The following is a 21,240-nucleotide window of genomic DNA, read 5'->3' on the forward strand; positions in this document are numbered from 1 at the left end:
GACTCCGCGTCGCCGTGACTCAGAGGCAGTTGCCCAGGCCTTCGTAGAGGGTGGTCTGGGTGCGCGGCAGCGTGGCGTAGAGCGGCGACGTGCCCGCGAGCGCCGTCAGGAACTGCTGAATCGTGGTGCGCGGGGCGACAGGCACCTGGCAGGCCCAGGTCCGCGCATCCACCGTCACCGCGCCCGTCGCCGGGTCGACTTCCTCGTTGCTGGCGGCGAACACCCAGACGCACTGGCCAATCCGGCCCGTCAGGGCATTCACGGAACAGCGGAAGCGCAGCGACTCGATGTTGCTGTATTCGCCCTCGCAGAACGTGTCGCCACAGATGTCATCGAAGTTCTGCTTCAGGGAGGCCCGGAGCTGGTACCACGCCTCGATGTCCGCCTCCGACGTCAGGTAGGCGGAGACGTCCACATACGAGTTGGCGACGGTGGTCCCGGACGCCAGGGCGGACATTGGTGCAAGGAAAGACAGACTCAGGGCGGCAATGGAAAACGGGGAGGAGAGGGTCATGCGGCCTGTTTAGCCCTTCCCCCACGTTCGCGAATCCACTCCCCATGGGCCGACACGGAGTTTTGACTGCAATCTGATAGGAATTCTCCATTCCTGGCACCCCGGCCGAAGCCCAGACTTTGTAGGCCTGGGCCTCGGCCGGGGGAGGGCCGCCTCAGTCCTTCTTCAGCTGGAGGAGCTCCCAGCCGCCGTCCGGATGGAGATTCATCGGGTTCGCGGTGCCGACGTAGAGCGCCTTCTTGTCGCTCACCAGCGTGCGAACGCCGTAATTCGTGTCATTGCCCAGGCCCCTCAGGGACTCCGCCACCGCGCTCTTGTTGCGGTTCCCGAAGCGGAAGAGGTCCGCCCCTGGCTTCGGCAGCGCGATGTTGAGCAGCCGGAGGTAGTCATGGTGGGCCCGGCGCGCGTCCTCGACGGAGCTGACGTCGGCGGCGAGCTCGGGCGGGGCCATGGGCGGCAGGGGGCCGTTGCCAATGGCCTCTTGCAGTCCCACGAGCGCCAGCTGGCTCCAGTCGAACGTGCCCAGGTACAAGTCATTGTTGTAGACGTTGAACGCCCAGGTGTAGGCGTTGAAGAAGTTCCCCAGGCCGGAGGAGCCCCAGCGCGGGTCGGGGTTCTTCAGGCGGTTGCGGTGGGCCGCGTCGAATTCGATGGTGTAGCCCTTCGCGTAGCGCGAATAGGTGGGCAAGTACTTCTCGCCGTAAATCACGCGCACCTTCTCGTCCTCGTTGCCCAGCTCGTCGCTCTGGAAGACGGACGTGGAGCGGTGGGTTCCCAGCGCGGTGTTCAGCAGCTCGAGCCAGCCGAGGCTGCCGTCGCCGTCCGCGTCCAGGTCCACCAGGCCCGCGGCATGCGCGCCCAGCGCCACCGACGTGGCCAGGAAGGGGACGTGCATCGTGCCCCAGTAGAGCCGGCCTTCAAATGACGCCACCGCGCCGCCGCCCGTGACGGCCGCGGCCAGCAGGTCCGGCTCGTAGTCGCGGATGTCCCAGACCTTGTCCCACTTGCGGGCGTCCCTGTCATTCAGCCCGTGGTGCTCCAGGCGGGGGCTGCGCCACACGCCGGCGAAGCGCGCCGTCTGCGGCGACCGGGCGCTGCCGGTGTTGAAGGTGGGCCACGTCGTCACGTAGATGCGGCCGGCGTGCTCCACCAGGTTGGCCACCTCCGCGTCCGTCTTGCCCACGACCTCGAAGTTGAAGAGGACCGCGGGGTTGCTGGACTTCCAGCCACGCCACCGGAGGACGGCGCCGCCCGGCGAGTTGCCCTGCACGTCGCTGTACGCCACGCCCGTGTAGAGCGCCCCGCGGACGTTCACCCACTCGCGGATGTTGTTGTACTGCGGGATGTTCTTCGCCCCGAGGAAGCCTCCCGTCTCCGAATCGAACGCGAACAGGTTGATGCCCGAGATGACGCTGGGACCCGCCAGGAAGACGACGCCGTTCTCCGCGCCCGCGGAGCGCAGGCCCAAGGTGGTGCGCCGCAGCAGCTCCGCCCAACCCGGAAGGCTTTCGTTGAGGGAGGTGAGCTCGTGGTTGCGGAGGTCGTAGCGCTGCAGGTTCGGCGGGCGGAAGTCACCCGTGCCGGATTGGCTGTCGCCGAACTCGCATACCCAGTAGGGGTTCTGCTCGGGCGTGGTGAAGCCGAGGAAGCCCTGCTGCACCAGGCACAGCGTGTTGGCCACCGTTCCGAAATACAGGGACTTGTCCGCCTTGGCCAACCCCCAGACGTAGGCCTGGTTGCGCTTGGGCTGCGTGCCCGGCTCGCAGGGCGGCTGGCTGATGGGGCCGCCAATGGAGGAGAAGCACTCGTCCACCTCCGCCTTCGCCAGCAGCTTCCGCTCCAACTCGGGACGGGTCCAGATACCCTTGTCACCGTTGATGATGAAGCGCTCGTAGGTCCAGAACTTCACCAGGCTCAGGGGGGACAGGCCGCCCGCGCCCGTCATGGGGTACATGTCCAGCTCCCACGCGGCGTCCTTCTCCATCGGAACCCTGGGCAGGTCCGCCCCCAGGGGCTCCGCCTGCGAGTCCGCACCTGCCTGCTCGAGCTCCATGTCCTCGGGCTGTGGCGCGGCGCCGCACCCCGTGACGACCCACATACCCACTGCGCCCGCCATTGCCTTCCACCCGCAACGCATCACTGTCTGCCCCCATGTGCCGCCATGGCCTGCCCTGGACCTCGTGATGCCCGCTGTAGGCAGTCACGCATCCATCGTGGGCGGCCATGAGCAATCGGAGTGCCGCTCCAAAGGTGTCGGTGGGAAGATTCGCGTCCCCGGCGTGGGGGCAGGCGAGCGCGGCGCTCGCGCCCCCGGGAACAGGTGTCATGGTGTCTGGTCAATGCCCGCGCGTGCCGGCAGTGGTCGTCGCTTCTCACCGGGGGCGTTTTGACACCCCAGGGAGGGCATTTCTCGTGGAGTCATGGGACGCGCTGCGTGCACAGCGCGGTCCCTTGCCTTCATCTGGTCATGGCAGGAAGGCGCCCTTCACCGCGTCGAGCAGCGGATTGGCGCCGGTCTGCGGATTGGTGCATCCCTGGTTGATGGTCCAGATGATGGTGCCTCCGTAGCCGTTGTCATGGGCGAAGGCGCCCTTGGCGGCAATGGCTTGCGGTGAGTCATACGAAATCCACCGCACCGTGCCGTCCTCCACGGGGACGTCGAAGGTGACGTAGCTGGCCTTCGCCGCTTCGTCCCAGTGGTAGACGCCCGTCGCCGACAGCTGGAGAATCTTGCTGTATGTGAAGGAATTGTCGCTGCCCACGTAGTCGGACCAGTCCGTGTACGGCTGATACGGGCCGGTGATGTTCCGCCACGCCATGCCATAGAACGGGATGCCCATGCCCAGCTTGCTCTTGGGGATGCCCGCGTTGGCCCAGGCGCTGAGGCTGGCGGACACAGACGTGGGGTGGTTGCCCGACTCTCCCGTGAGCGCGGAGGTGTACCAGGACAGCCAGCCGCCCCAGGGGCCCGTCATCTCGTAGGTCATCACGTTCATCTGGTCCAGGTGGGGGACCAGGTTGGTGAACCACGGGTCCGCATCCTCGGGGAAGTTGCTGTTGACCCATCCGATGGGCATGGTGAGCAGCATCTGCGGCCGGGCCGCGCGCAGCGCCTGTATCAGCGCGAGCAACGCCGGCTTGTCCACCTGTTCCACCGGCTCCCAGTTGAGGTCCAGGCCGTCATAGCCAAAGGTATCCACCGCGTTGAGCAGGTTCTGGACGAACCGGGCGCGGTTCGCGTTGGACGCCGCGCCCACCCAGCCGTCGTGCTCACCCGCGCCGCCCACCATGATGATGGCCTTGCGTCCGGCCGCGTGCGCCCGCGTGGACAGTGTCCGCGCGATGGCCGGGCCATTCGAGTTGTCGAACTGGGTGTTCACCGTCCCATCCGGATTGGGAGTGACGCGGCCGACGAGGATGTGCGTGAGCGCGGAGAAGTCCACCTTCTCCGGCGGGTACAGGTCCGAGTTCCAGCCGGTGTAGTAGCCCGACACCCACTTGCCGCTCGGCGGCGGCGCGCTCTGGACGGTGACGGTGGCCACCGCCGACTTCGTGGGGGCGGCCTGGCTCGTCGCCACCACGCGGTACGTCCCTGCGGTGGACGGGGCGGTGTACAGGCCCGCCTGGGTGATGGTGCCTCCTGCCGCGCCCTCTTGCACGGACCACGTCACCGCCGTGTTGGTGCTGCCCGTCACCGTGGCCGTGAAGGCCTGCGTCCCCCCGGCCGGAACCGTGGCGGAGGAGGGGTTGATGGCCACTCCCACCGGCGGAGGCGGCTCGGCCATGCGCACGCCCAGCTCGTCGAAGTAGAGCGTGGGCAGGCTCAATCCCTGGCCTTCCTGGAGCACCAGGCCCGTCAGTCGTGCCCCCTGCGGCGCCAGGACGGAGATGGGAACGGTGCACGTCGTCCAGGTATTGGCGCGGATACGGCCTCCGGTGCAGTAGGGCCCCAGCTCGGTACCGGGCGTGATGCCGCCGTTCACCACGGCCCGGGCCAGCACCACGGCGTTGTTGCCGGACGTCCCGCCATGCACGCTCAGGGTGAGCGTCATCCCCGCGTTCGAGGTGAGCGGCGATGTATTGAAATACAGCGCCTCTCTGGAGCGCATCGTCACGGAGATGGAGTAGCGCCCCGCCGCGACGGGGGAGGTGTTGGTGAGGGAGTGGGGGGCCCAGGAGTAGTCCTGCCACGGTGCTTCCATGGCGTCGCGGTAGATCCAATTCGTCGTGACGGAGACCCGCTCGGGGGGAACGCCTTCATCCCGGTCAACCACTGCCGCGGGAGGCCTTGCTTCCGCCTGGGCGGCCCAAGCCGCGCTGCCGCCAGAAGCCAGGACCATGGCCATCCATGAAACCCACCATACGACCAACCGGTTCATTCGCTTCTCCTGTCGAGGCCCGTTGGAATTCCTCGCTCACACACGGCGAGCCGTGCTACACGGCTCCGTTGCCTGGCTGAGATTGACGGGCCTCGGGCAACCTGGGTGAGGAGCCCTTCATGGCAAAGCCCTCCCCAAGGTCGCCTCAATGACTCTCAAGGCGACAGTTGAAATGTGTTTGTCTGGGGGATGTCTCGGACGCTGCATCCGAGCGCCAAGGGGCGCCTTCCGGGACCAGGGCGGCGGTGACATTCCCTCAGTCGGCCCGGCGCAGCCACTGCTTTCGAACAGGGTCAGGCGCGGTCGCCTCGTTCCGGGATGTATTGATGGTGAGTTGTATTTGTATGTCTATTGCTGCCGGCGGCCCGGGTGGCCAGAGCGTGGGCGAATCGCCTGGCCACCCGGGCATCACGTCAGTGTTGCGGCTCCATCCGTGGGGCGCCGGCGAGCGGTGGCGCCGATTCCAGGGGGATGAAGACCAGTTGCGTCTGGCCTTGTGTCCAGCTCGAATTATAGACGAAGACGGTGACGCTGCCCGGCGTGGTGGCCCGGAAGTAGAAGCGGCCCTGGGCCTGGGGGTTCGCCAGGTCGAGCGTCGTCACCGCGGGACCCGCGCAATCGGAGTCCGCGTAGAACTGGATGCCGGGGGAGGCAGGGCCCGCTGAAGTGATGTTGAAGGTCGTCGTGGAGGCGACGGCCAGGTTTCCGCTCGAATCCTGGGTCTGGACGATGATCGGGTCGGAGCAGAGTCCCACGGGGACCTGCCGCGGAGGGGTGAGGAAGGCAAGACTCGCGGCGGGACCCGCGAGCACATCCACGGCGAAGGTGGAGCCGGGGAGGGTGGCCGGGTCATACCCCGCGCCGGTGATGATGTTGGAGTGAATGACATTGGCCGTGCCCAGGTCCGAGATACCGGCCTGGTAGACGTAGCCATTCGTCACACCGTCGAAGTGGATCAGGTTGTCCACGACCTGGATGCTCGTCTGCACCGCCGGAGGGCTTTGGTCCTCGTTGCCCTGGGACAGGTAGACGCCGATGTCGTTGTTGAACAGTTGGTTGCCTTGAATGTGGACGTCCGAGGACAGCGGGCCCCCGTACAGCGGCCCACCGTAGACGAGGATGCCGCTGGCGACGCCCTCGCCGGTGTAGGAGTGCCCGGAGATGTTGTTGTTGACGATGTGTCCGGTGGCCCCGAGCCCGACCTGGATGCCGGACTGGGCGACGTTGCCGATGGGCCCCGAGCCCACCAGCCGGTTGTTGGTGATGTCCACCACGACGTCGCCAATGGCCACGACGCCGGCCTTCTGGTATCCCAGCAGGATGTTGTTCTGGACACCGACGTGTTGAGTCGGGCTCAACGGGTCCTGGTTGCGAATCATGATGCCGATGCCCTCCTGGCAGCCTCCGGTTCCGTCTCCCTGACGGATGTTGAAAATCTGGGTGTTGATGACGGAGCCCGTCGCATTGTCGAACCGGATGCCCACGAGCGCGTCATCCCCCGTGTCGCAGACGTCCGCGAGCTCTATCAACATGAGCCTGAGGTTCATGTAGAACGCGCTGCCGCCGCAGTTGCGCGCGATGGCGCCCTTGAAGCGGTCTCCCGGAGGGTCCAGCGCGATAACGAAGTGCCCCGCCCCATCCAGGACGTACCCATCCGGAATGAGCAAGGTGGAGTAGGTGGCGCAGTTTCCCGCCAGCGTCAGAACGTTTCCGTTCTGGGTGACAGGGCAGGGAATGTACCCGCATATGGGGTCCTGGAAGCCCTCTTGGGGAGACGCCGTGCTCAGCGCTGCTGTGTGGATGTCCTCAGTCGGGCTGCTGTGGACCTCTTCGTGACTGGGTTCCTCGCCCGAGCACCCCACGACTGCCAGTGCAAGGGTTCCAACCAGGAGGCTTCCGAAACATCGCCATCGATTTCGACTCATACTGTTTCCTCTCTCCGAGCGGGTGCTCGGTGAGAAGGAATCGATAGTGTGAAGTTGTGCAGCGCAATATGGACTCCACGGATGGCGGTGGTGCTGGCTGTGGACAGTCCCCCCTGCTCGGGTCCTGGTGAGATGTCCAGATGGGGGTGGATGTGATTGGGGGCCAACGGAATACGGGGAGGAGAAGGTAGGATGATGCCTCGTGCGCCGGGCCAGGGCGTGGCGCTGGGGGCGTGTCTCTCGGCCAGGCCGCATGGGCATGGGGGACAGGAGCCCGGCAACGCTTGACGCGGTGGAGCCAGTGTCCACGTCGCGCAGTCAACGGGAAGGATGCCCTGGAGGGGGGCTCGCCGGAAGGTCCGCTGACGCGTTGCATGGAAGGCAGGTTCCTCGCGCCACCGGGAGGCACCCGGTAATGTTTCGAATTCCTGTCCCGCCTGGAGGATGCCGTGATGAGTCCCTTGGACACGCTGAGCCCCTGGCGCCTCGCGGGCCTCTTGATGCTGGTGGCCACGACGGGGTGTCTCCCTGAGGACCCGCTGCCCATCCACCTGGAGCCCTCCGCGTCGGCGCGGATGATGGTGGTGCTGCCGCGCACGCTGGCGTCCGGGTCCGTCACGGAGGTCCACGCCACGCTCACGCCCGTGGAGGGGGAAGAGGCGGGCGCGGTGCTCTCAGGCGGCGACGGTCTGTGGCAGGGGCTGGTGCGACGGATTGCCTCCGGACGGGAGGCTGAGGCGAGTGCCACCGTCCGAGGCGATGGCGGTGAGGTCCTGGCGCACATCGATGTCCCGAACGTGGGCCTCGACGCACACCGGACGGCGCTGGTCGTCCTGCTTCCGCGAGCCACCGTTTCCGGCGTGCCCGGAGCGCCCTTCATCGACGCGGTGCTGGGCTCGTTGGCGGAGGTCCGGCCCGAAGGGGAGGTGGCGCTGCGCGCGGTGGCGGAGGCCTCGTCCGGGAATGGGGCGCTCACGTATGCCTGGCGGGCCTCGGCTGGAAGCTTCAGTGACGCCAGCGCCGTGGCGCCCGTCTGGACGGCGCCGGATGTGTCCGGCTTCGTCACGTTGACGCTCCAGGTGACGAACGCGGTGGGCCTGGGGGCCACGTTGGACTTCCCCGTGCGGGTGGCCCGGGACCATGGCTTCGGCGCGGACGGCGCGGCCGCTTTCAATCGCTGGCCGCTGATGGTGGAGCTGGGCTCCCTCCCTTCCGGCGAGGTCCAGTATGGCGACTCCCTGCACCTACAGGCGGAAGGCCGGGACGAGGACGGAGACACGCTCACCTACGCGTGGACGGCCACCTGCGAAGGCACCTTTGACGACGCGAGCGCGCGGTCGCCTCGCTTCACGCCGGCCACGCCGCCCTCGGGGGCCTGTGGCGCGTGCCAGTTCCACGTCACGATGCGGGATGGCCGTGGCGGTGAGCACGTCGGCTTGGTGGACGTGTGTGTGGTGCAGCGGCTGCCGCCCATCATCGTCTCCACGGCTCAGTCGCGGACGGAGGCCCTGGGCGCGGAGCCCGTTCTGCTCCAGGCGGTGGCGGAGGACCCTCGCGGTGAGGCCCTCACCTTCCAGTGGTCCGCGAACACCGGCCTCCTGGGAACCGCCACTCAGGACGGGACGCGGGGCGAGGTGCGCTGGTCCGCGCTGTCCTGTGTCCCGGCGGACGTGGAGCCGTCCGTGCGGCTTACCGTCACGAATGTCTCGGGGATGAGCGCGACGCACGTGTTCCGGATTCGTTGGGACGACCGGCGCTGTGGGGCGTTTCCTCCCTGCTCCGCCCGGTGGGAGAACGGCCGCGTGACGCTGACGGCGGACTGCACGACGGAGGGCACGCTGTACATCCCGGATGGAGTCACCTTCGACGGCGCCGGACACGTGGTGACGGCGGTGGACCCCGAAGGCGGCCGCTTCCAGGGGGCGGTGCTCCGCAACCGGGGAGACACGGCCCACGTCCACGACGTGACGGTGGAGGCGCGCGGCCTGTCGGAGCTGGCGTGTGACGCGGGCGAGGCTGGCCTCGCGGGCATCCGTTTCATGGGGGCGAGTGGCTCCGTCACCGACAGCGAGGTGCGCGCGCTGCATCAGGATGAGGGCCGGGGCGCCTGCCAGGAGGGCGTGGCCATCGAGGTGCGAAACGCCCAGGACGCGTCCCGCGTGGACCAGGTGGAGGTCCTGCGCAACCACGTCGCGGGCTACCAGAAGGCGGGCATCGTGGCCTCGGGCCGGGTGGACGTGGCCGTGGAGGACAACGTGGTGGAGGGCGGCGGTCCGTCGGCCATCATCGCCAGGAATGGCATCCAGCTGAGCTTCGGTGCCACGGGACAGGTGCTGGGCAACCGCGTCACCGGCAACGTCTATACGGGGACCGGCTATGTGGCGGCCGGCATCCTCGTCGCGGGTGGGGCCTACTACGGCGGCCCGGTGTGCGAGGACGTCCTCATCCAGGGCAACACACTGGAGGCGAACGACATTGGCATCGACCTGTCGCAGGCGGAGGCGGACGGCGGGCCGCTGGCGCAATCCTCACGGCTCCTCGTGGTGGAGAACACGTTGAGCCACGACGTGGTGGCGAACGGCATGCCGTACCAGGCGGCCATCTCGGACCTGGGCGGGGCCAACGTCATCAGCCGCAACCGCATCAGTGGCGCGGGCTATGCCAGGGAGACCCTGCCGGGCGCTACCTTCGACGTGGACGTGGTGGCGGACGCGGCGGCGCAGGTGGCCTTCCTGACACCCCAGCAAGACGTGGCGGCGGGCGCGTGCTCCGAGGCGTTGGTGGTGCAGAGCCAGGACGCCATGGGCAATCTGTCCGCCCTGGCTTCGTCCCTGCTGGTGGTGGAGGCGGTGGGGAACGTTGGAGGGGTGACCTTCTTCCGGGACGCGGCGTGTACGCAGGCCCTGGTGCCTCTGAATGGCAGCGGCGCCATGGTCCTGGAGGGACCGCAGCAGGAAGCGGTGTTCTATTTCCGCGCGGAACAGGCAGGGGCCCTGGAGGTGCGGGTGCGAGGCGACGGGGTGAGTGCCTCCCAGATGCACGTGGTGCGTTAGACGGGACGGAGTGCGTCGAGGCATTGAATAAGCTATTGCCGTGGCCGTCGCGTTGCTCGTGGCCCCGGGCCTGTCTGGCTTCTGTCTCTGTCGTAGACTCCGTGGGATGGAAGGGGCCAAAGTCACTTCTATTTCCACTGGTTCGTCATGACTCCGATTCCCTGCGGGCCTGCGTACACCCTCCAGACAGCACGAACCCTGCTCCGCTGCTGGTCACCCGCTGACGCCGCGCGTGCGCTCCGCGCCATCGACGCCAGCCTCGACCACCTGCGCCCCTGGTTGGACTGGGCGCGGCACTACCCCATCAGCGTGGAGCAGCAGGCCGCCGTCCTGCGGCGCTTTCGCGGGAGCTTCGACCTGGGACAGGACTTCACCTATGCCGTGTTCGACCGGGGTGGGACGGAGGTCCTGGGCGGTTGCGGGCTGCATCCCCGCGTGGGCGAGGGGGGCCGGGAGATAGGGTATTGGATTGCGGCCCAGCACGCCGGCCAGGGGCTCGCGACCGAAGTAGCGGCGGCGCTCGTCCGGGTCGCGTTCGAGCTGGATGGCCTGCGCCGGGTGGAGATTCACTGCGACCCGCTCAACGTGCCGAGCGTCGCGGTGGCCCGCAAGCTGGGCTTCACCCACGAAGGCACCTTGCGACAGCGCCTCCAGGCCGCTGACGGCTCGTGGCGCGACATCATGCTCTGGACCCTCCTGGCGGAGGACTATCGGGCGAGCCCCGCCGCCGCGAGCAACCTGGAAGCGTTCGACGTGCTGGGGCAGAAGCTGCTGTAGGCCCTCTGCTCAGGGGGCCGACGTCGTGTCGGCGCCCGAGCTGCTCGGGACCGGCGCGTCGGGGGCCTTGTCCTCGCGCTCCGGCTCTCCTTCCAGCGGTTCATTCGCGGGCTGGCGAATCAAGACGCCCACCCTCGCGTTCCGGGGCGAGCCCAGGTCGACAGCGCCTCCTGGGATACCCAGTTGCACGTAGCCGCAGCCGAACAGCGCGAAGAGCGGAATGATGGCCAGACGGCGCATGGGCGGACCTCCGTGAGCGACGGGCGTATTCAACCGCGTGCCGTGTGTGGGATTCCAGGGCCGCGGTGAGGGCGTGTCGAGCGGCACACGGGGCCCACGCCGGGTGGTGACTGCGAACACCAGGCAGGTGCGAGAGTCACCAGGACGCCGCCCTCCAGGAATGAGGCCACGTGGCCGCCATCAGCGACCCCACCGAGCGATTTCAACGAGTTGTGCGGAGGCCGGTCGGAAGGTGGGAGATGGCACGGCGCCTGCTTTACGTGGCTGCATCCACCCCAAGCCGAGGACCCCTCGCCATGGCGCTCTCCCCCGTTTCCCGTTCGTGCGTCTCCAGCCCCACCCTCCAGCGCGCTTCCGGAATGGAGCGACCCGCGACGCCACGGCAGTCCATGACGGGGGCGGGGCAGATGGACCCGTTGCGGCAGCTGTTCCAGCTGGACGGCTTCGATGGCCCGAAGGGGGCGGCGAAGGGGCAGGGCGTGGAGGCGCTGGCGCAGAATCTCTCCCGGTTGGCCCAACTGTTGACGGAGGCCACCCGCGTGCTGGGCGGTGAGGGCGCCCAGCGTCCGCAGGGCAGCGCTCACCCGGTCTCCGAGGCGAAGGGCCCGGGCAGCGCGCCCGCCAACCGGGCTGTGGACCGCTTCGAGCCAGCGCCGGCCGCTCCGGCTGCCCCCGCCGCTCCGGCCGGCTCGCAGGCGAAGGCCGTCGCGGGCCCCACGGGCGCGCCGGGCGTGTCGAAGGACGGCAACACCATCACCTTCACCAACGACGGCAACACGCCGATGACCATCAAGTTCACACCCAACGCGGGGGAGAAGGAGCTGGACTCCGTCACCCTGGCGCCGGGCAAGACGCAGACGCTTCAGTTCCCGGAGAACTGGTCCGGCAACTTCCGGAGCACGTCCGGTGACGGCAGCGCGGCCACGCTGGGCGAGGTCAAGTTCGACGGGAGCTTCGGAAAGACGTACTACGACGTGAGCTACATCGAGGGCCACAACGCCTCGATGACGATGCAGCCCGAGGAGGGCGGCCGGGTGTCGGGCACGCACGATGACCTGCTGTCCGCCGCGCCGGATTCCATCAAGGCGCGCAACGCGGACGGCTCCGTGTATGGCATCAAGAAGAGCACCACGTCCAACGTCCAGGACGCTGGCGTCGTGGACTTCTACCGGAAGCATGTGGGCGCCGATGAGGGCTACGTCATCCCCACGGACGATGCGAGCACGCTGGGGAGCAGCGACAAGAACCTGGTCGTCCGCATGAAGAACCTCATCTGAGCCGCCCCCGCCGGCCCGAGGATTCGCGCAGGTACCAGGGCGCGTTGATGACGACGACGCGGGGCCCGCCGCGAACCAGGAGCATCATCTTCAACAGCGTGGCGGTGTGGCTGGGGAGGATGAAGTGGTGCCAGCGGCGCTCGACGAGCTCCGGCACCAGCACCGCGATGAACCGGCCCGGATGCTCCGCGGCGAGCTTCCGGACGTAGCCCAGCAACGGGTCCATGACCTGGCGATAGGTCGGCACGAGCACGTCCAGTCGTGGCACGGGCCGTCCGGCCTTCCGAAGGGGGGCGGCCACCTGCCACTCCCAGCGCCGCGCCAATTGCTCCGGTGCGTCCGGTTGTCCTAGGACCTGCACGGCGTACACATCCGGGGACATGGACAGGGCCAGCCGCAAGCCCTTCTGCGCCACCCGGTCCAGGCGCCGGAGGGGCACCACCACCACGGGCGCGGCGAGCGCCTGCACCGGGATGGGGTGGAGTGTCTCGGTGGCGGCGCGGACGCGCTCGGCGTGGCGCCGCGAGGTCCGGAGCAGCGCATAGGACAGGGGAATGAAGACGACGGTCAGCCAGGCGCCCTCCTCGAACTTGGCCGCCGCCACCACGCACAGCGCCACGGCGGTGCAGGCCGCGCCCACGCCATTCACCCACTGGAACCGCCGCGTGCCGCGCCCGCCCAGGCGCCGCCAGTGCATGACCATGCCGAGCTGGGACAACGTGAAGGCAGACAGGGCCCCCACCGCGAACAGCGGGATGAGGTGGTCCGTCACGCCGTTGAACACCACCAGCAGCACGGCGGCCATCAGGGTCAGGGTGACGATGCCCGTGGAGTACACGAGGCGCTGGCCCACGTGGGCGAACGCCGGAGGCAGGTTGCTGTCGAGCGCCAGCGCGCGGCACAGGCGGGGGAAGTCCGCGAAGCTCGTGTTGGCGGACAGGCAGAGCACGCAGACGATGGCCGCCAGCGTCACGTAGTAGAAGGCACCGCGCCCGGTGACCGCGGCCACGATTTGGGACAGCACGCTCTGGTAACCGGCCTGGCCCGGCGCGGTCGCGCCGATGTCATAGGCATGGCTCATCCACGCCACGCCGCCGAGCAGCATCACCAGGATGCTCACGATGCACATCAACGTCCGGCGCGCGTTGCGCACGCGGGACTCGCGGAAGATGGGCACGCCGTTGCTGACGGCCTCGATGCCCGTCATCGCCGTGCAGCCGCTCGCGAAGGCGTGCATCAGCAGCCAGAGGCTCGCCGTGGCCGTGCTCTCCGGGAGCCTGGGTGGGGCGACGACGGGGACGGGACTTCCAACGGACGTGAGCACCTTCCAGACGCCCGTGAGCAGGGTGATGCCCAGGCAGCCGACGAACAGGTAGGTGGGTAGCAGGAAGGCCATGCCCGCGGCGCGGATGCCTCGCAGGTTCACCACCATGATGAGGCCAAGCAGCACCAGGCACAGGAGCAGGGTGTGGGGGAACAGGCTGGGGATGGCGGAGACGAGCGCGCCCACGCCGGCTGAGATGGCCACCGCGACGTTGAGCACGTAGTCCAGTCCCAGTGCGGCGGCCGCGAGCAGCGCGGGCCTCACGCCCAGGTTGGCGCGGGCCACGGAGAACGAGCCGCCGCCGTCGGGATACGCGGCGATGGTCTGCCGGTAGGAGAACTGCACCACGAGCAGCAGCGCCACGATGATGCTGGTGATCAGGCCGATGTACCGCGGCCCGGCGCTGCCCAGCACGAGCAGGACGGTGAGCGCGGCCTCGGGCCCGTAGGCGGCGGAGGCCAGCGCGTCCAGCCCGAGCACGGGGATACCGGTCAGCGGACCTATCTTCTCCTCTTCCGCCTGCTCGTTCGAGATGGGCCTGCCGAACAGGAGCTGCCGCAGGGACATGCCTGAAAGGTAGTGCCGCGCGCCCGAGGGGGCTCCGACAGGCGACGGGTCATGCGCCCGCGGAGGTGATGGGCCGCCCCGGCCTCCGCCCCGCGGTGACGGGTCGCTATCGCATGGGCGACATCCGTCACTGCTTCGCGGACATCTCCCTGGCGCGTGAGCTGCTGGGGTACGCACCCCGGGTTTCCTTCCACGACGGGCTCGCGGAGCTGTCGTCGTGGCTCGAAGACCAGGTGGCGACGGACCGCGTGGCGGAGGCGCGCGCGGAACTCGAGGCGCGAGGGCTGACCGTATGAGCGCGGCGGAACCTTGGAAGGTGGATGGGGGCAGGACGGTCATCTTCGGCGGGGCCGGCTTCATCGGCTCCAACCTGGCGGACCACTACCTGTCCGAGGGGCGGACCGTGCGCGTCGTCGACAACCTGACGCGCCCCGGCGCGGTGCACAACCTGCGTTGGCTCCAGGCTCGGCATGGCGCCCGGCTGGAGGTGATGACGGCGGACGTACGGGATGCCTATGCGGTGAAGCAATCCGTCGTCGGCGCCAGCCAGGTCTTCCACTTCGCGGCCCAGGTGGCTGTCACCACCAGCCTGGAGACGCCCGTCACCGACTTCGAGGTCAACGCGGGCGGCACCCTGAACGTGCTGGAGGCGCTGCGTGCCATGGAGCGGCCCGCCTCGCTCGTCTTCACCTCCACCAACAAGGTCTACGGCTGCATGCCGGGCGTGGAGCTCGTCCAGAAGCCCAGCCGCTACGAGCCTCGGGACGCGGGCCTGCGCGGTCACGGCGTGGGGGAGGCCTGCCCGCTGGACTTCGAGAGCCCCTATGGCTGCTCCATGGGCGCGGCGGACCAGTACGTGCTCGACTACGCGCGGGCCTACGGGCTGCGGACGGTGGTGTTCCGGATGAGTTGCATCTACGGCCCCCGGCAGTTCGGCACCGAGGACCAGGGCTGGGTGGCGCACTTCCTCTTGCGCATGCTCGAAGGCCGGCCTCTCACGCTCTACGGGGATGGCAAGCAGGTGCGGGACATCCTCGACGTGGGCGACCTGGTGCGCGCGCTCGGCCTGGCGCAGCAGCACATCGGACGGCTCAAGGGGCAGGCCTTCAACATCGGCGGCGGCCCGTCGCGGACGGTGAGCCTGCTGGAGTTGCTGGGCCTCATCTCACAGCGCACCGGCCTGCGGCCCGCGCTCCAGTTCGAGGATTGGCGGACGGGGGACCGGCGCTACTACGTCTCCGACACCCGCAAGTTCCAGGCAGCCACGGGGTGGGCGCCCCAGGTGGGAGTCGCCGAGGGCGTGGACCGGCTCCACGACTGGCTGCGGACCCTGATGCTCGGGCGGCCGGTGGCGTCCGGGCAGGGAGGGGCGCGTGAGGTCCACGCAGGTTAGACGACGCGCCGTCCGCTTCCTCGTCACGGAATGGAACGAGCTCCGCCGCCCGGACCTCAAGCGGCTCCGCGCCTTGATGCGCCGCCCCATCATCTTCGATGGTCGCAACGTGCTCGACCCTCGGTTCGCCCGGAGCGATGGCTTCACCTACATTGGCATCGGGCGCGACTGACGCACGGCTCCGGGTGACTCTGGCGGGCTTGGGGTGTTATCCCCACGCATCGCCCCGATGAGCACCGACGCCCCGACTGCCGCCGCGCTCCCCGATGTCTTTCAAAAGCGTCTCGATGGACTGCTCATCGTGGCGCTCGTCGTCTGGGGATTGACTCAGCTCGCGCCCCACCTGGCGCATCCGGCCATCTACATCTGGGACGAGGCGATGCATCAGGCCGCCGCGCGCGGCACGCACGACACCTTCTTCACGCCGCACATCTACAAGGACCCGGTCTTTCCCGCGGACCCGCGCCATTGGTGGGCCGCGCACGTGTGGATGCACAAGCCCACCGGGCCCTTCTGGTTCGGCGCGCTGATGATGCACGTGGTGGGCGTGACGCCGCTGGCGTTGCGGCTGGCCTCGCTCCTGGGGCATCTGGCCGCGGCGGTGTCCATCTATCTCATCGCGCGCAGGCCGGCCGGGCGCTTCTGGGCCGTGTTGGGCGCGGCGGGCTTCCTCGCCATGCCCTTTGGCTGGCAACTCGTCCAGGGGCGCATCTTCGGCGATGTGACGGATTGCACCCTGACGGGCTGCAACGCCGTCGCGGTGGCACTCCTGTTCCACGCCACGCGCCAGGGCTCCTGGCGGTGGGGGCTGGCGGCAGGGGCGGCCGTGGGGCTGGGCTTCCTTTGCAAGACGGGGCTCGCGCTGACGCCCCTGGGCATCGCGGCCACGCTGTGGGCGCTCGGCCGGCTGCGCTTCTGTCCGGGGCCGAGGTTCAGCACGGTGGTGGCCATGGTGGGCATGGCCGTGCTCCTGGCGGCGCCATGGAGCTTCTACTCCGCATGGCGCTGGCCGGAGTTGCATGACTTGGAGGCGCGGGTGACGCGCGCCCACCTCTTCGCCGACCCGACGGTGGACGTGGGGCCCTGGCACCGGCCGGTGGATGCCCTCCTGAACGAGGTCAACACCCAGAGCCTGGCGCCGCTGCCCGCTGCGTTGCCGCTGCTCGCCTTCGTGTGGCTGCTGGTGCGCGCGGTGCGTCGGCGAGAGCTCGAGGTGGTGGGGCTCGCGTTGTGGGTGGGGGCCACCTGGCTCGTATTGTCACTGAGCGTGGTGAAGGTCCCCGCCATTGCCTGGGGCGCGGTGCCCGCCGTCCTGGCCGCGTTGGCCATCGCGGGCGCGGATGCCAGACGCCACCCCGCGCTCGCGGCGGCGCTCCTGGCGGCGGCCGCCACGCCGTGGTTCGTCAAGCACCTGCCGGTGCTCGGTGATGTCCGCGCCGTGCTCCCCACGGTGCTGGCGCAGACGCGAGCCCGTCCCGGGCTCGCCGAGGGCCTGGTCGTGGCCGCGGCGGCGGCGCTGCTCGTCGCGCTCGTGTGCTGGCGCCTACCGCGAAAGCTGTCCTGGGCGCCCCTGGGGCTGGGGCTCCTGGCCTCGGGCGTGCTCGCGTGGCTGCTGGCCTTCACCTTTCCGGAGGCGAAGGCAGACTATCAATCCAAACACCTGGACGACCTGTACGTCACCTACTCCCGCGAAGTGGGGCGCGCGCTCGAACAGCAGACGCCAGCGCGCAGTGTCCTCTTCCTCGCGCAGGACTCGGACGTGCCCAACTCCATGGAGTACCTGAGCCTCATGTTCTGGAGCAACCGCATGGCGTACCGGCGGCCGCCAGACATCGTGAGTGCTCGCAAGCGCGGCTATCACCCCTACCTCGTCTCACCGCTCGCGGAGCGCTACGCCCCCGTCCCCGGTGTGCCCCCGGATGCCGCGCTGCGAGCCTATGACCTGGAGGCGCCCCGGTCCGAACCCGCGCCACTGCCTGATGGGGTCATGCCACTGGTCTTCCGTGAGAAGGACATGGAGGTGCTGGGCGTCGCGGCGGGCCACGCGGGTGGGGGCCGTGACCGGTATGCCTTCTACGTCCGCGCCCATGGTGCTCTTCGCGCGCTGCGCGTCGTCTTCCACGGGCCGGGCGGGAGCGTGGAGCGCATGCTGGCGCCCGGCGCCGCGCTGCGACAGCCTGCCACGCTGCGGCGCGCCAGCTGGTTCATCGTGCCCGTGCTGGGGCCTCCCAGCGCCGACGTGACGCATCTGGAGCTGGGCGCCAACGGCCAGCGGGTGACGTTCTCCCGCCCGGGCGTCTGAGGAAAAAGCGTCGCAACGCCCCGTGGGGCCAATGCCTGTCGGGTGCAGGGAACTTCACTGCCGAGGCATCTCGCGGGACATGGGAAGCGTTTGCCCAGGTCAACAGGGCGTGCGGACGGTCGCGGGTGGGGCAATTACCCTCCTCGCAGAGCCCTGATGTTGCTTCATGTCCACCGGCGCAGTCCCCACTGTGGGATGAGATTTTCCATTCGACGAGAGGAAGGGCGTAACACCTACCTCCCATGGGGAATCCTTGTGTCAGGGGCTTGTCGCCCCTCGTCTTCCCAGACGTGGCACAAACGGTGAAATCCGCCACGTCCGAGCCTGGTGCTCATGAACGAGGTCGGAACAATGCGGACGAAGCAGAAGCAGCAGTGGGTTGCCGCGGTATGTGCGGTGGTGGTGGGTGGGAGCGGAGTCGCGAATGCCCATGACCTGATTTGCGAAAAGAAGGTCAATGGCGAGTCGGTGGTGGTGGCGGACGATTATCCCTACACCGCGAACTACAGCTTCAAGGTCACCAACGTCCATCCGACGTTGCCGTCCGTCTTGTTGACGGCGACCGATGACGTGCTGTCGAGCGAGGGCTTCACGTTCTCGCCGCCGCCGCCGGTGAGCATTCCCGTCAACGGCTCACTGACGTCGAACTTCGCGCTACAAATCGGCAGCTATGACGAGTGCGTGACCATTGCCGCGCAGGATGGCGTGGCGGACAATCACATCGACAACACGTTCAGGGTGACGTTCGACCTGGGCTCGGCCATGTGTTCGGCGCGCCTGACGTGCGAGCGGGAAGAGCCGCCTCCCGTCGAGTGCACCGGCCCGACGAGGACGCTCGGTTTCTACAAGAACCGCATCCTGACGCTCACGCAGTGCCTGGCGCAGGGGCCCATCAACCTGGGCGCCATCGGGACCATCGTCACGCTGCCCGCCGCGGAAGGCATCCTGTGGGGCAGCCCGGCCATGTACCCGGCGGGAGGGATGCGCAGCCAGCTGGACCGGCTCCGCTTCCTGCTCGCGCGCCAGACGCTGGTGGGCATCTGCAACCAGCGCCTGTTCGGCGCGACGCCCAACCCGGCGTCGCTCCTCACGGCTGCGGTTGCCGCCCTGAACACCACCCAGTGCGATGTCATCTCGGGCCTCATTGACCCCGTGGACGCCTTCAACAACGGTTGCGACTCGCTCCCGCTCCCGCCCGGCTTCATCCCCGGTCCGTCGACGCCCCAGGCCGCGGAGGCGCTCGCCGTCGACCCGACCTCCAACTCCGGCCAGAGCTGCTCGCCCTGAGCCGGTGCCAATTCGTTTCAAGACTCCCTTCAAGATTCAAGGAAAGACACGCCATGAAGAAGATCATGTTGTCGACGTGCGTTTGCGCGGCCCTCGCCCTGACGGCCTGCGGTGGGGGCAGTGATCGGCTCGACTCCGTCCAGGACGAGCCACCCGCTCCGTCCGGTCCGGTCCAGACGGAGGACGGGCAGCGCTTCGAGCTGCGGCTCCGCGGCTCGGCGGCGGAAGGCTACGACAAGCTGGAGCTCCCCATCGGTGCTGTTCGCGTCACCGCGGACGGGGTCCCGCTCAAGGTGGAGTTGGCGAAAGACCGCGTGGATGTGGCCCAGGCCGACCACGCGCACCTGGTGGCCTACTTCTACGTGCCGGAAGGCGTGGAGCGCGTCCGCGTGACGTTCCAGCTGGAGGGGCTGGGCGGCTATGCCCGGGCGGAGGGCTCCGGCTTCGTCGACGCCAGCGTCGCCCCGGTCACCTTCGAGGCGCCCGTGCACGAGCTGGCGCTGCGTGGCCGCGCGGTGGTGCAGCTCGACGTGGCGCGCTCCCTCGTGGACCTGGGGAGCCACCGCCTGCTGCTCCCCAACGGTGTGGTCAACTACTGAGTCACGACACCCCACCCAGCAACCCCACCTGCCGAATCGCTTGACTGGCCGCGTCTCACGCCACATATGAAGTGGCATGAGACGCGACAGTCGGCTCTCCGTCGCCTTGCATGTCCTCCTTCACATGGAGGACATGGGCCCCGTGGTGACGTCAGAGGCGATGGGGCGGCTGCTGAAGGCCAATCCCGTGGTGGTCCGGCGGACCATGGCCGGACTTCGGGATGCAGGCATCCTCACCTCGGTGAAGGGGCACGGGGGAGGGTGGTCGCTGGCGCGCACGCTCGACACGGTGACGCTGGGGGACGTGTACGAAGCGCTCGGAACGCCGACGCTCTTCAGTATCGGCCCGCATGATGAAAGTCCGGGCTGTCTCGTGGAGCAGGCCGTCAATGATGCGCTGGGAAAGGCGCTGGACCAGGCCGCGGCGCTGCTCATGCAACACCTTCGCAGCACGTCCGTGGCGGACCTGGGACGCGGCGTTCGCCGCCGTCACGCTCGTGCCGTGAAGCGGTGCGTCAAGCCTCATGCCTGACGCGCCTGGCGCTATTGTGCGCCCCCACCGTACCGTCACCTCTGGAGCACACCCATGGCTGACATCACGCATCGAACCGTCAAGACGAATGGCATCAACCTGCACATCGCGGAGGCGGGTTCAGGGCCGCTCGTGTTGCTCCTGCATGGTTGGCCGGAGTCCTGGTACTCGTGGCGCCATCAGCTTCCGGCGCTGGCGGCGGCGGGGTACCACGTGGTGGCTCCAGACGTCCGTGGCTACGGCCAGAGCGACAAGCCGGAGGCCATCGAGGCGTACAGCATGAAGCAGCTGGTGGGTGATGCGGTTGGCTTGCTGGATGCGCTGGGGGAGAAGACGGCCATCGTCATCGGCCACGACTGGGGTTCGGCGATCGCCTGGAACTGTGCCGCCCTGCATCCCGACCGCTTCCGTGCGGTGGTGGGAATGAGCGTTCCCCATCTGGGGCGCGCGCCCATGCCGCCCATGCAGTTGTTCCAGCACATGTTCGGTGAGAAGTGGTTCTACATCCTCTACTTCCAGGAGCCCGGCGTGGCCGAGGCCGAGTTCGAGGCGGACGTCCCGAGGACGGTCCGGACGATTCTCACGGGCACCCCCGGCTTCGATGTGACGAATCCCGCCGTGCTGGCGAAGAAGAAGGGGGGAGGCTTCCTCGCGGGGCTCGACGTGCCGGAGACGTTGCCCGACTGGCTCACCGAGGCGGACGTCGCGTACTTCGCGAAGGAGCTCGCCGGCAGTGGATTCCGGGGCGGGCTCAATCGCTATCGCAACATGGACCGGGACTGGCACGAACTGCCTGAGCTGGCGACGGCGGTCATCTCGCAGCCAGCGCTCTACATCGTTGGAGAGAAGGACCCGGTGCGTGCCTTTTCGCCCGTCGACCCGATGAAGTCCCTGGTGCCGAACCTGGCCGACATCCACGTCGTTCCCGGCGCGGGGCATTGGGTTCAGCAGGAGCGCGCCGCCGAGGTGAATGCCGCGCTGCTGGCCTTCCTGAAGAAGCTGCCGGCCTGAGCCGCGCGCCCTCCGAGGGCATCGACCCGGCGCGGATTCGCCGCAGCTCGGGCAGCTTCG

At 68.5% G+C, this 21,240-nt stretch carries 17 protein-coding genes; 11 read left to right on the forward strand and 6 right to left on the reverse strand.

The window, feature by feature from the left end; genetic code table 11:
- Positions 1-19: 19 nt before the first annotated feature.
- From BHS09_RS08190 to BHS09_RS08205, 4 genes are all read right to left on the reverse strand, one after another.
- Entirely contained in the window at positions 20-514 is a 495-nt protein-coding gene (locus BHS09_RS08190) for a hypothetical protein (RefSeq protein WP_140788779.1), read from the reverse strand.
- Between the two features lie 154 nt (positions 515-668).
- Positions 669-2,630, reverse strand: coding sequence for a hypothetical protein (locus BHS09_RS08195; protein ID WP_140797594.1), 1,962 nt, complete (start codon positions 2,628-2,630; stop codon positions 669-671).
- Positions 2,631-2,979: 349 nt separating this feature from the next.
- Entirely contained in the window at positions 2,980-4,860 is a 1,881-nt protein-coding gene (locus BHS09_RS08200) for a glycosyl hydrolase family 18 protein (protein ID WP_140788783.1), read from the reverse strand.
- A 446-nt stretch (positions 4,861-5,306) separates the two neighbouring features.
- Positions 5,307-6,560 (reverse strand): right-handed parallel beta-helix repeat-containing protein, encoded by a 1,254-nt coding sequence (locus BHS09_RS08205; protein WP_237080226.1) that lies wholly within the window; start codon positions 6,558-6,560, stop codon positions 5,307-5,309.
- Between the two features lie 710 nt (positions 6,561-7,270).
- Between BHS09_RS08205 and BHS09_RS08210 the strand changes: the two genes are divergently transcribed.
- Both BHS09_RS08210 and BHS09_RS08215 read left to right on the forward strand, forming a co-directional pair.
- A complete protein-coding gene (locus tag BHS09_RS08210) occupies positions 7,271-9,871 on the forward strand; it encodes a right-handed parallel beta-helix repeat-containing protein (protein ID WP_174258691.1) in 2,601 nt (866 codons plus the stop codon).
- Positions 9,872-10,018: 147 nt separating this feature from the next.
- Complete coding sequence (locus BHS09_RS08215) at positions 10,019-10,648, forward strand: GNAT family N-acetyltransferase (protein ID WP_140788786.1); 630 nt, start codon at positions 10,019-10,021, stop codon at positions 10,646-10,648.
- A gap of 9 nt (positions 10,649-10,657) precedes the next feature.
- Here the strand turns inward: BHS09_RS08215 and BHS09_RS08220 are convergent, their stop codons facing one another.
- Positions 10,658-10,888: a hypothetical protein gene (locus tag BHS09_RS08220; protein ID WP_140788788.1), complete on the reverse strand. Its 231-nt coding sequence runs from the start codon at positions 10,886-10,888 to the stop codon at positions 10,658-10,660.
- A gap of 296 nt (positions 10,889-11,184) precedes the next feature.
- On the opposite strand from BHS09_RS08220, the gene BHS09_RS38730 reads away from it, so the two are divergent.
- On the forward strand, positions 11,185-12,165 hold the full coding sequence (locus tag BHS09_RS38730; RefSeq protein WP_162520981.1) for a glycoside hydrolase 64/thaumatin family protein: 981 nt from the start codon (positions 11,185-11,187) through the stop codon (positions 12,163-12,165).
- On the opposite strand, the gene BHS09_RS08225 is transcribed toward BHS09_RS38730, so the two are convergent.
- A complete protein-coding gene (locus BHS09_RS08225; RefSeq protein ID WP_174260510.1) occupies positions 12,158-14,056 on the reverse strand; it encodes an APC family permease in 1,899 nt (632 codons plus the stop codon). The genes BHS09_RS38730 and BHS09_RS08225 overlap by 8 nt on opposite strands.
- A gap of 68 nt (positions 14,057-14,124) precedes the next feature.
- Here BHS09_RS08225 and BHS09_RS08230 point away from each other — a divergent pair, with 68 nt between their 5' ends.
- From BHS09_RS08230 to BHS09_RS08265, 8 genes are all read left to right on the forward strand, one after another.
- Positions 14,125-14,352: a hypothetical protein gene (locus BHS09_RS08230; protein WP_237080227.1), complete on the forward strand. Its 228-nt coding sequence runs from the start codon at positions 14,125-14,127 to the stop codon at positions 14,350-14,352.
- Complete coding sequence (locus tag BHS09_RS08235) at positions 14,349-15,449, forward strand: NAD-dependent epimerase/dehydratase family protein (RefSeq protein WP_140797596.1); 1,101 nt, start codon at positions 14,349-14,351, stop codon at positions 15,447-15,449. Before BHS09_RS08230 ends, BHS09_RS08235 begins: the two co-directional genes overlap by 4 nt.
- Positions 15,430-15,621, forward strand: a complete 192-nt coding sequence (locus BHS09_RS08240; RefSeq protein WP_257792135.1) for a UDP-glucose/GDP-mannose dehydrogenase family protein — start codon at positions 15,430-15,432, stop codon at positions 15,619-15,621. Before BHS09_RS08235 ends, BHS09_RS08240 begins: the two co-directional genes overlap by 20 nt.
- 57 nt (positions 15,622-15,678) lie before the next feature.
- Complete coding sequence (locus BHS09_RS08245; protein ID WP_140797597.1) at positions 15,679-17,751, forward strand: ArnT family glycosyltransferase; 2,073 nt, start codon at positions 15,679-15,681, stop codon at positions 17,749-17,751.
- A gap of 351 nt (positions 17,752-18,102) precedes the next feature.
- On the forward strand, positions 18,103-19,038 hold the full coding sequence (locus BHS09_RS08250) for a hypothetical protein (RefSeq protein ID WP_174258693.1): 936 nt from the start codon (positions 18,103-18,105) through the stop codon (positions 19,036-19,038).
- Positions 19,039-19,091: 53 nt separating this feature from the next.
- Entirely contained in the window at positions 19,092-19,637 is a 546-nt protein-coding gene (locus tag BHS09_RS08255; protein ID WP_140788796.1) for a hypothetical protein, read from the forward strand.
- Positions 19,638-19,713: 76 nt separating this feature from the next.
- Positions 19,714-20,169, forward strand: coding sequence for an Rrf2 family transcriptional regulator (locus BHS09_RS08260; protein ID WP_140797599.1), 456 nt, complete (start codon positions 19,714-19,716; stop codon positions 20,167-20,169).
- A 54-nt stretch (positions 20,170-20,223) separates the two neighbouring features.
- Positions 20,224-21,180: an alpha/beta fold hydrolase gene (locus BHS09_RS08265; protein ID WP_140797600.1), complete on the forward strand. Its 957-nt coding sequence runs from the start codon at positions 20,224-20,226 to the stop codon at positions 21,178-21,180.
- Positions 21,181-21,240: the final 60 nt, after the last annotated feature.

This window comes from Myxococcus xanthus (assembly GCF_006402735.1).
Classification (GTDB): Bacteria; Myxococcota; Myxococcia; order Myxococcales; family Myxococcaceae; genus Myxococcus; species Myxococcus xanthus_A.

Excerpts from the sequence above, each read along its gene's own strand:
- BHS09_RS08230 (WP_237080227.1), top strand. The coding sequence starts at position 14,125 with ATGGGCCGCCCCGGCCTCCGCCCCGCGGTGACGGGTCGCTATCGCATG.
- BHS09_RS08220 (WP_140788788.1), bottom strand. The coding sequence starts at position 10,888 with ATGCGCCGTCTGGCCATCATTCCGCTCTTCGCGCTGTTCGGCTGCGGC.
- BHS09_RS08265 (WP_140797600.1), top strand. The coding sequence starts at position 20,224 with ATGGCTGACATCACGCATCGAACCGTCAAGACGAATGGCATCAACCTG.
- BHS09_RS08255 (WP_140788796.1), top strand. The coding sequence starts at position 19,092 with ATGAAGAAGATCATGTTGTCGACGTGCGTTTGCGCGGCCCTCGCCCTG.
- BHS09_RS08235 (WP_140797596.1), top strand. The coding sequence starts at position 14,349 with ATGAGCGCGGCGGAACCTTGGAAGGTGGATGGGGGCAGGACGGTCATC.
- BHS09_RS08215 (WP_140788786.1), top strand. The coding sequence starts at position 10,019 with ATGACTCCGATTCCCTGCGGGCCTGCGTACACCCTCCAGACAGCACGA.
- BHS09_RS08250 (WP_174258693.1), top strand. The coding sequence starts at position 18,103 with ATGCGGACGAAGCAGAAGCAGCAGTGGGTTGCCGCGGTATGTGCGGTG.
- BHS09_RS08225 (WP_174260510.1), bottom strand. The coding sequence starts at position 14,056 with ATGTCCCTGCGGCAGCTCCTGTTCGGCAGGCCCATCTCGAACGAGCAG.
- BHS09_RS08210 (WP_174258691.1), top strand. The coding sequence starts at position 7,271 with ATGAGTCCCTTGGACACGCTGAGCCCCTGGCGCCTCGCGGGCCTCTTG.
- BHS09_RS38730 (WP_162520981.1), top strand. The coding sequence starts at position 11,185 with ATGGCGCTCTCCCCCGTTTCCCGTTCGTGCGTCTCCAGCCCCACCCTC.
- BHS09_RS08260 (WP_140797599.1), top strand. The coding sequence starts at position 19,714 with ATGAGACGCGACAGTCGGCTCTCCGTCGCCTTGCATGTCCTCCTTCAC.
- BHS09_RS08195 (WP_140797594.1), bottom strand. The coding sequence starts at position 2,630 with ATGGCGGGCGCAGTGGGTATGTGGGTCGTCACGGGGTGCGGCGCCGCG.
- BHS09_RS08190 (WP_140788779.1), bottom strand. The coding sequence starts at position 514 with ATGACCCTCTCCTCCCCGTTTTCCATTGCCGCCCTGAGTCTGTCTTTC.
- BHS09_RS08245 (WP_140797597.1), top strand. The coding sequence starts at position 15,679 with ATGAGCACCGACGCCCCGACTGCCGCCGCGCTCCCCGATGTCTTTCAA.
- BHS09_RS08200 (WP_140788783.1), bottom strand. The coding sequence starts at position 4,860 with ATGGCCATGGTCCTGGCTTCTGGCGGCAGCGCGGCTTGGGCCGCCCAG.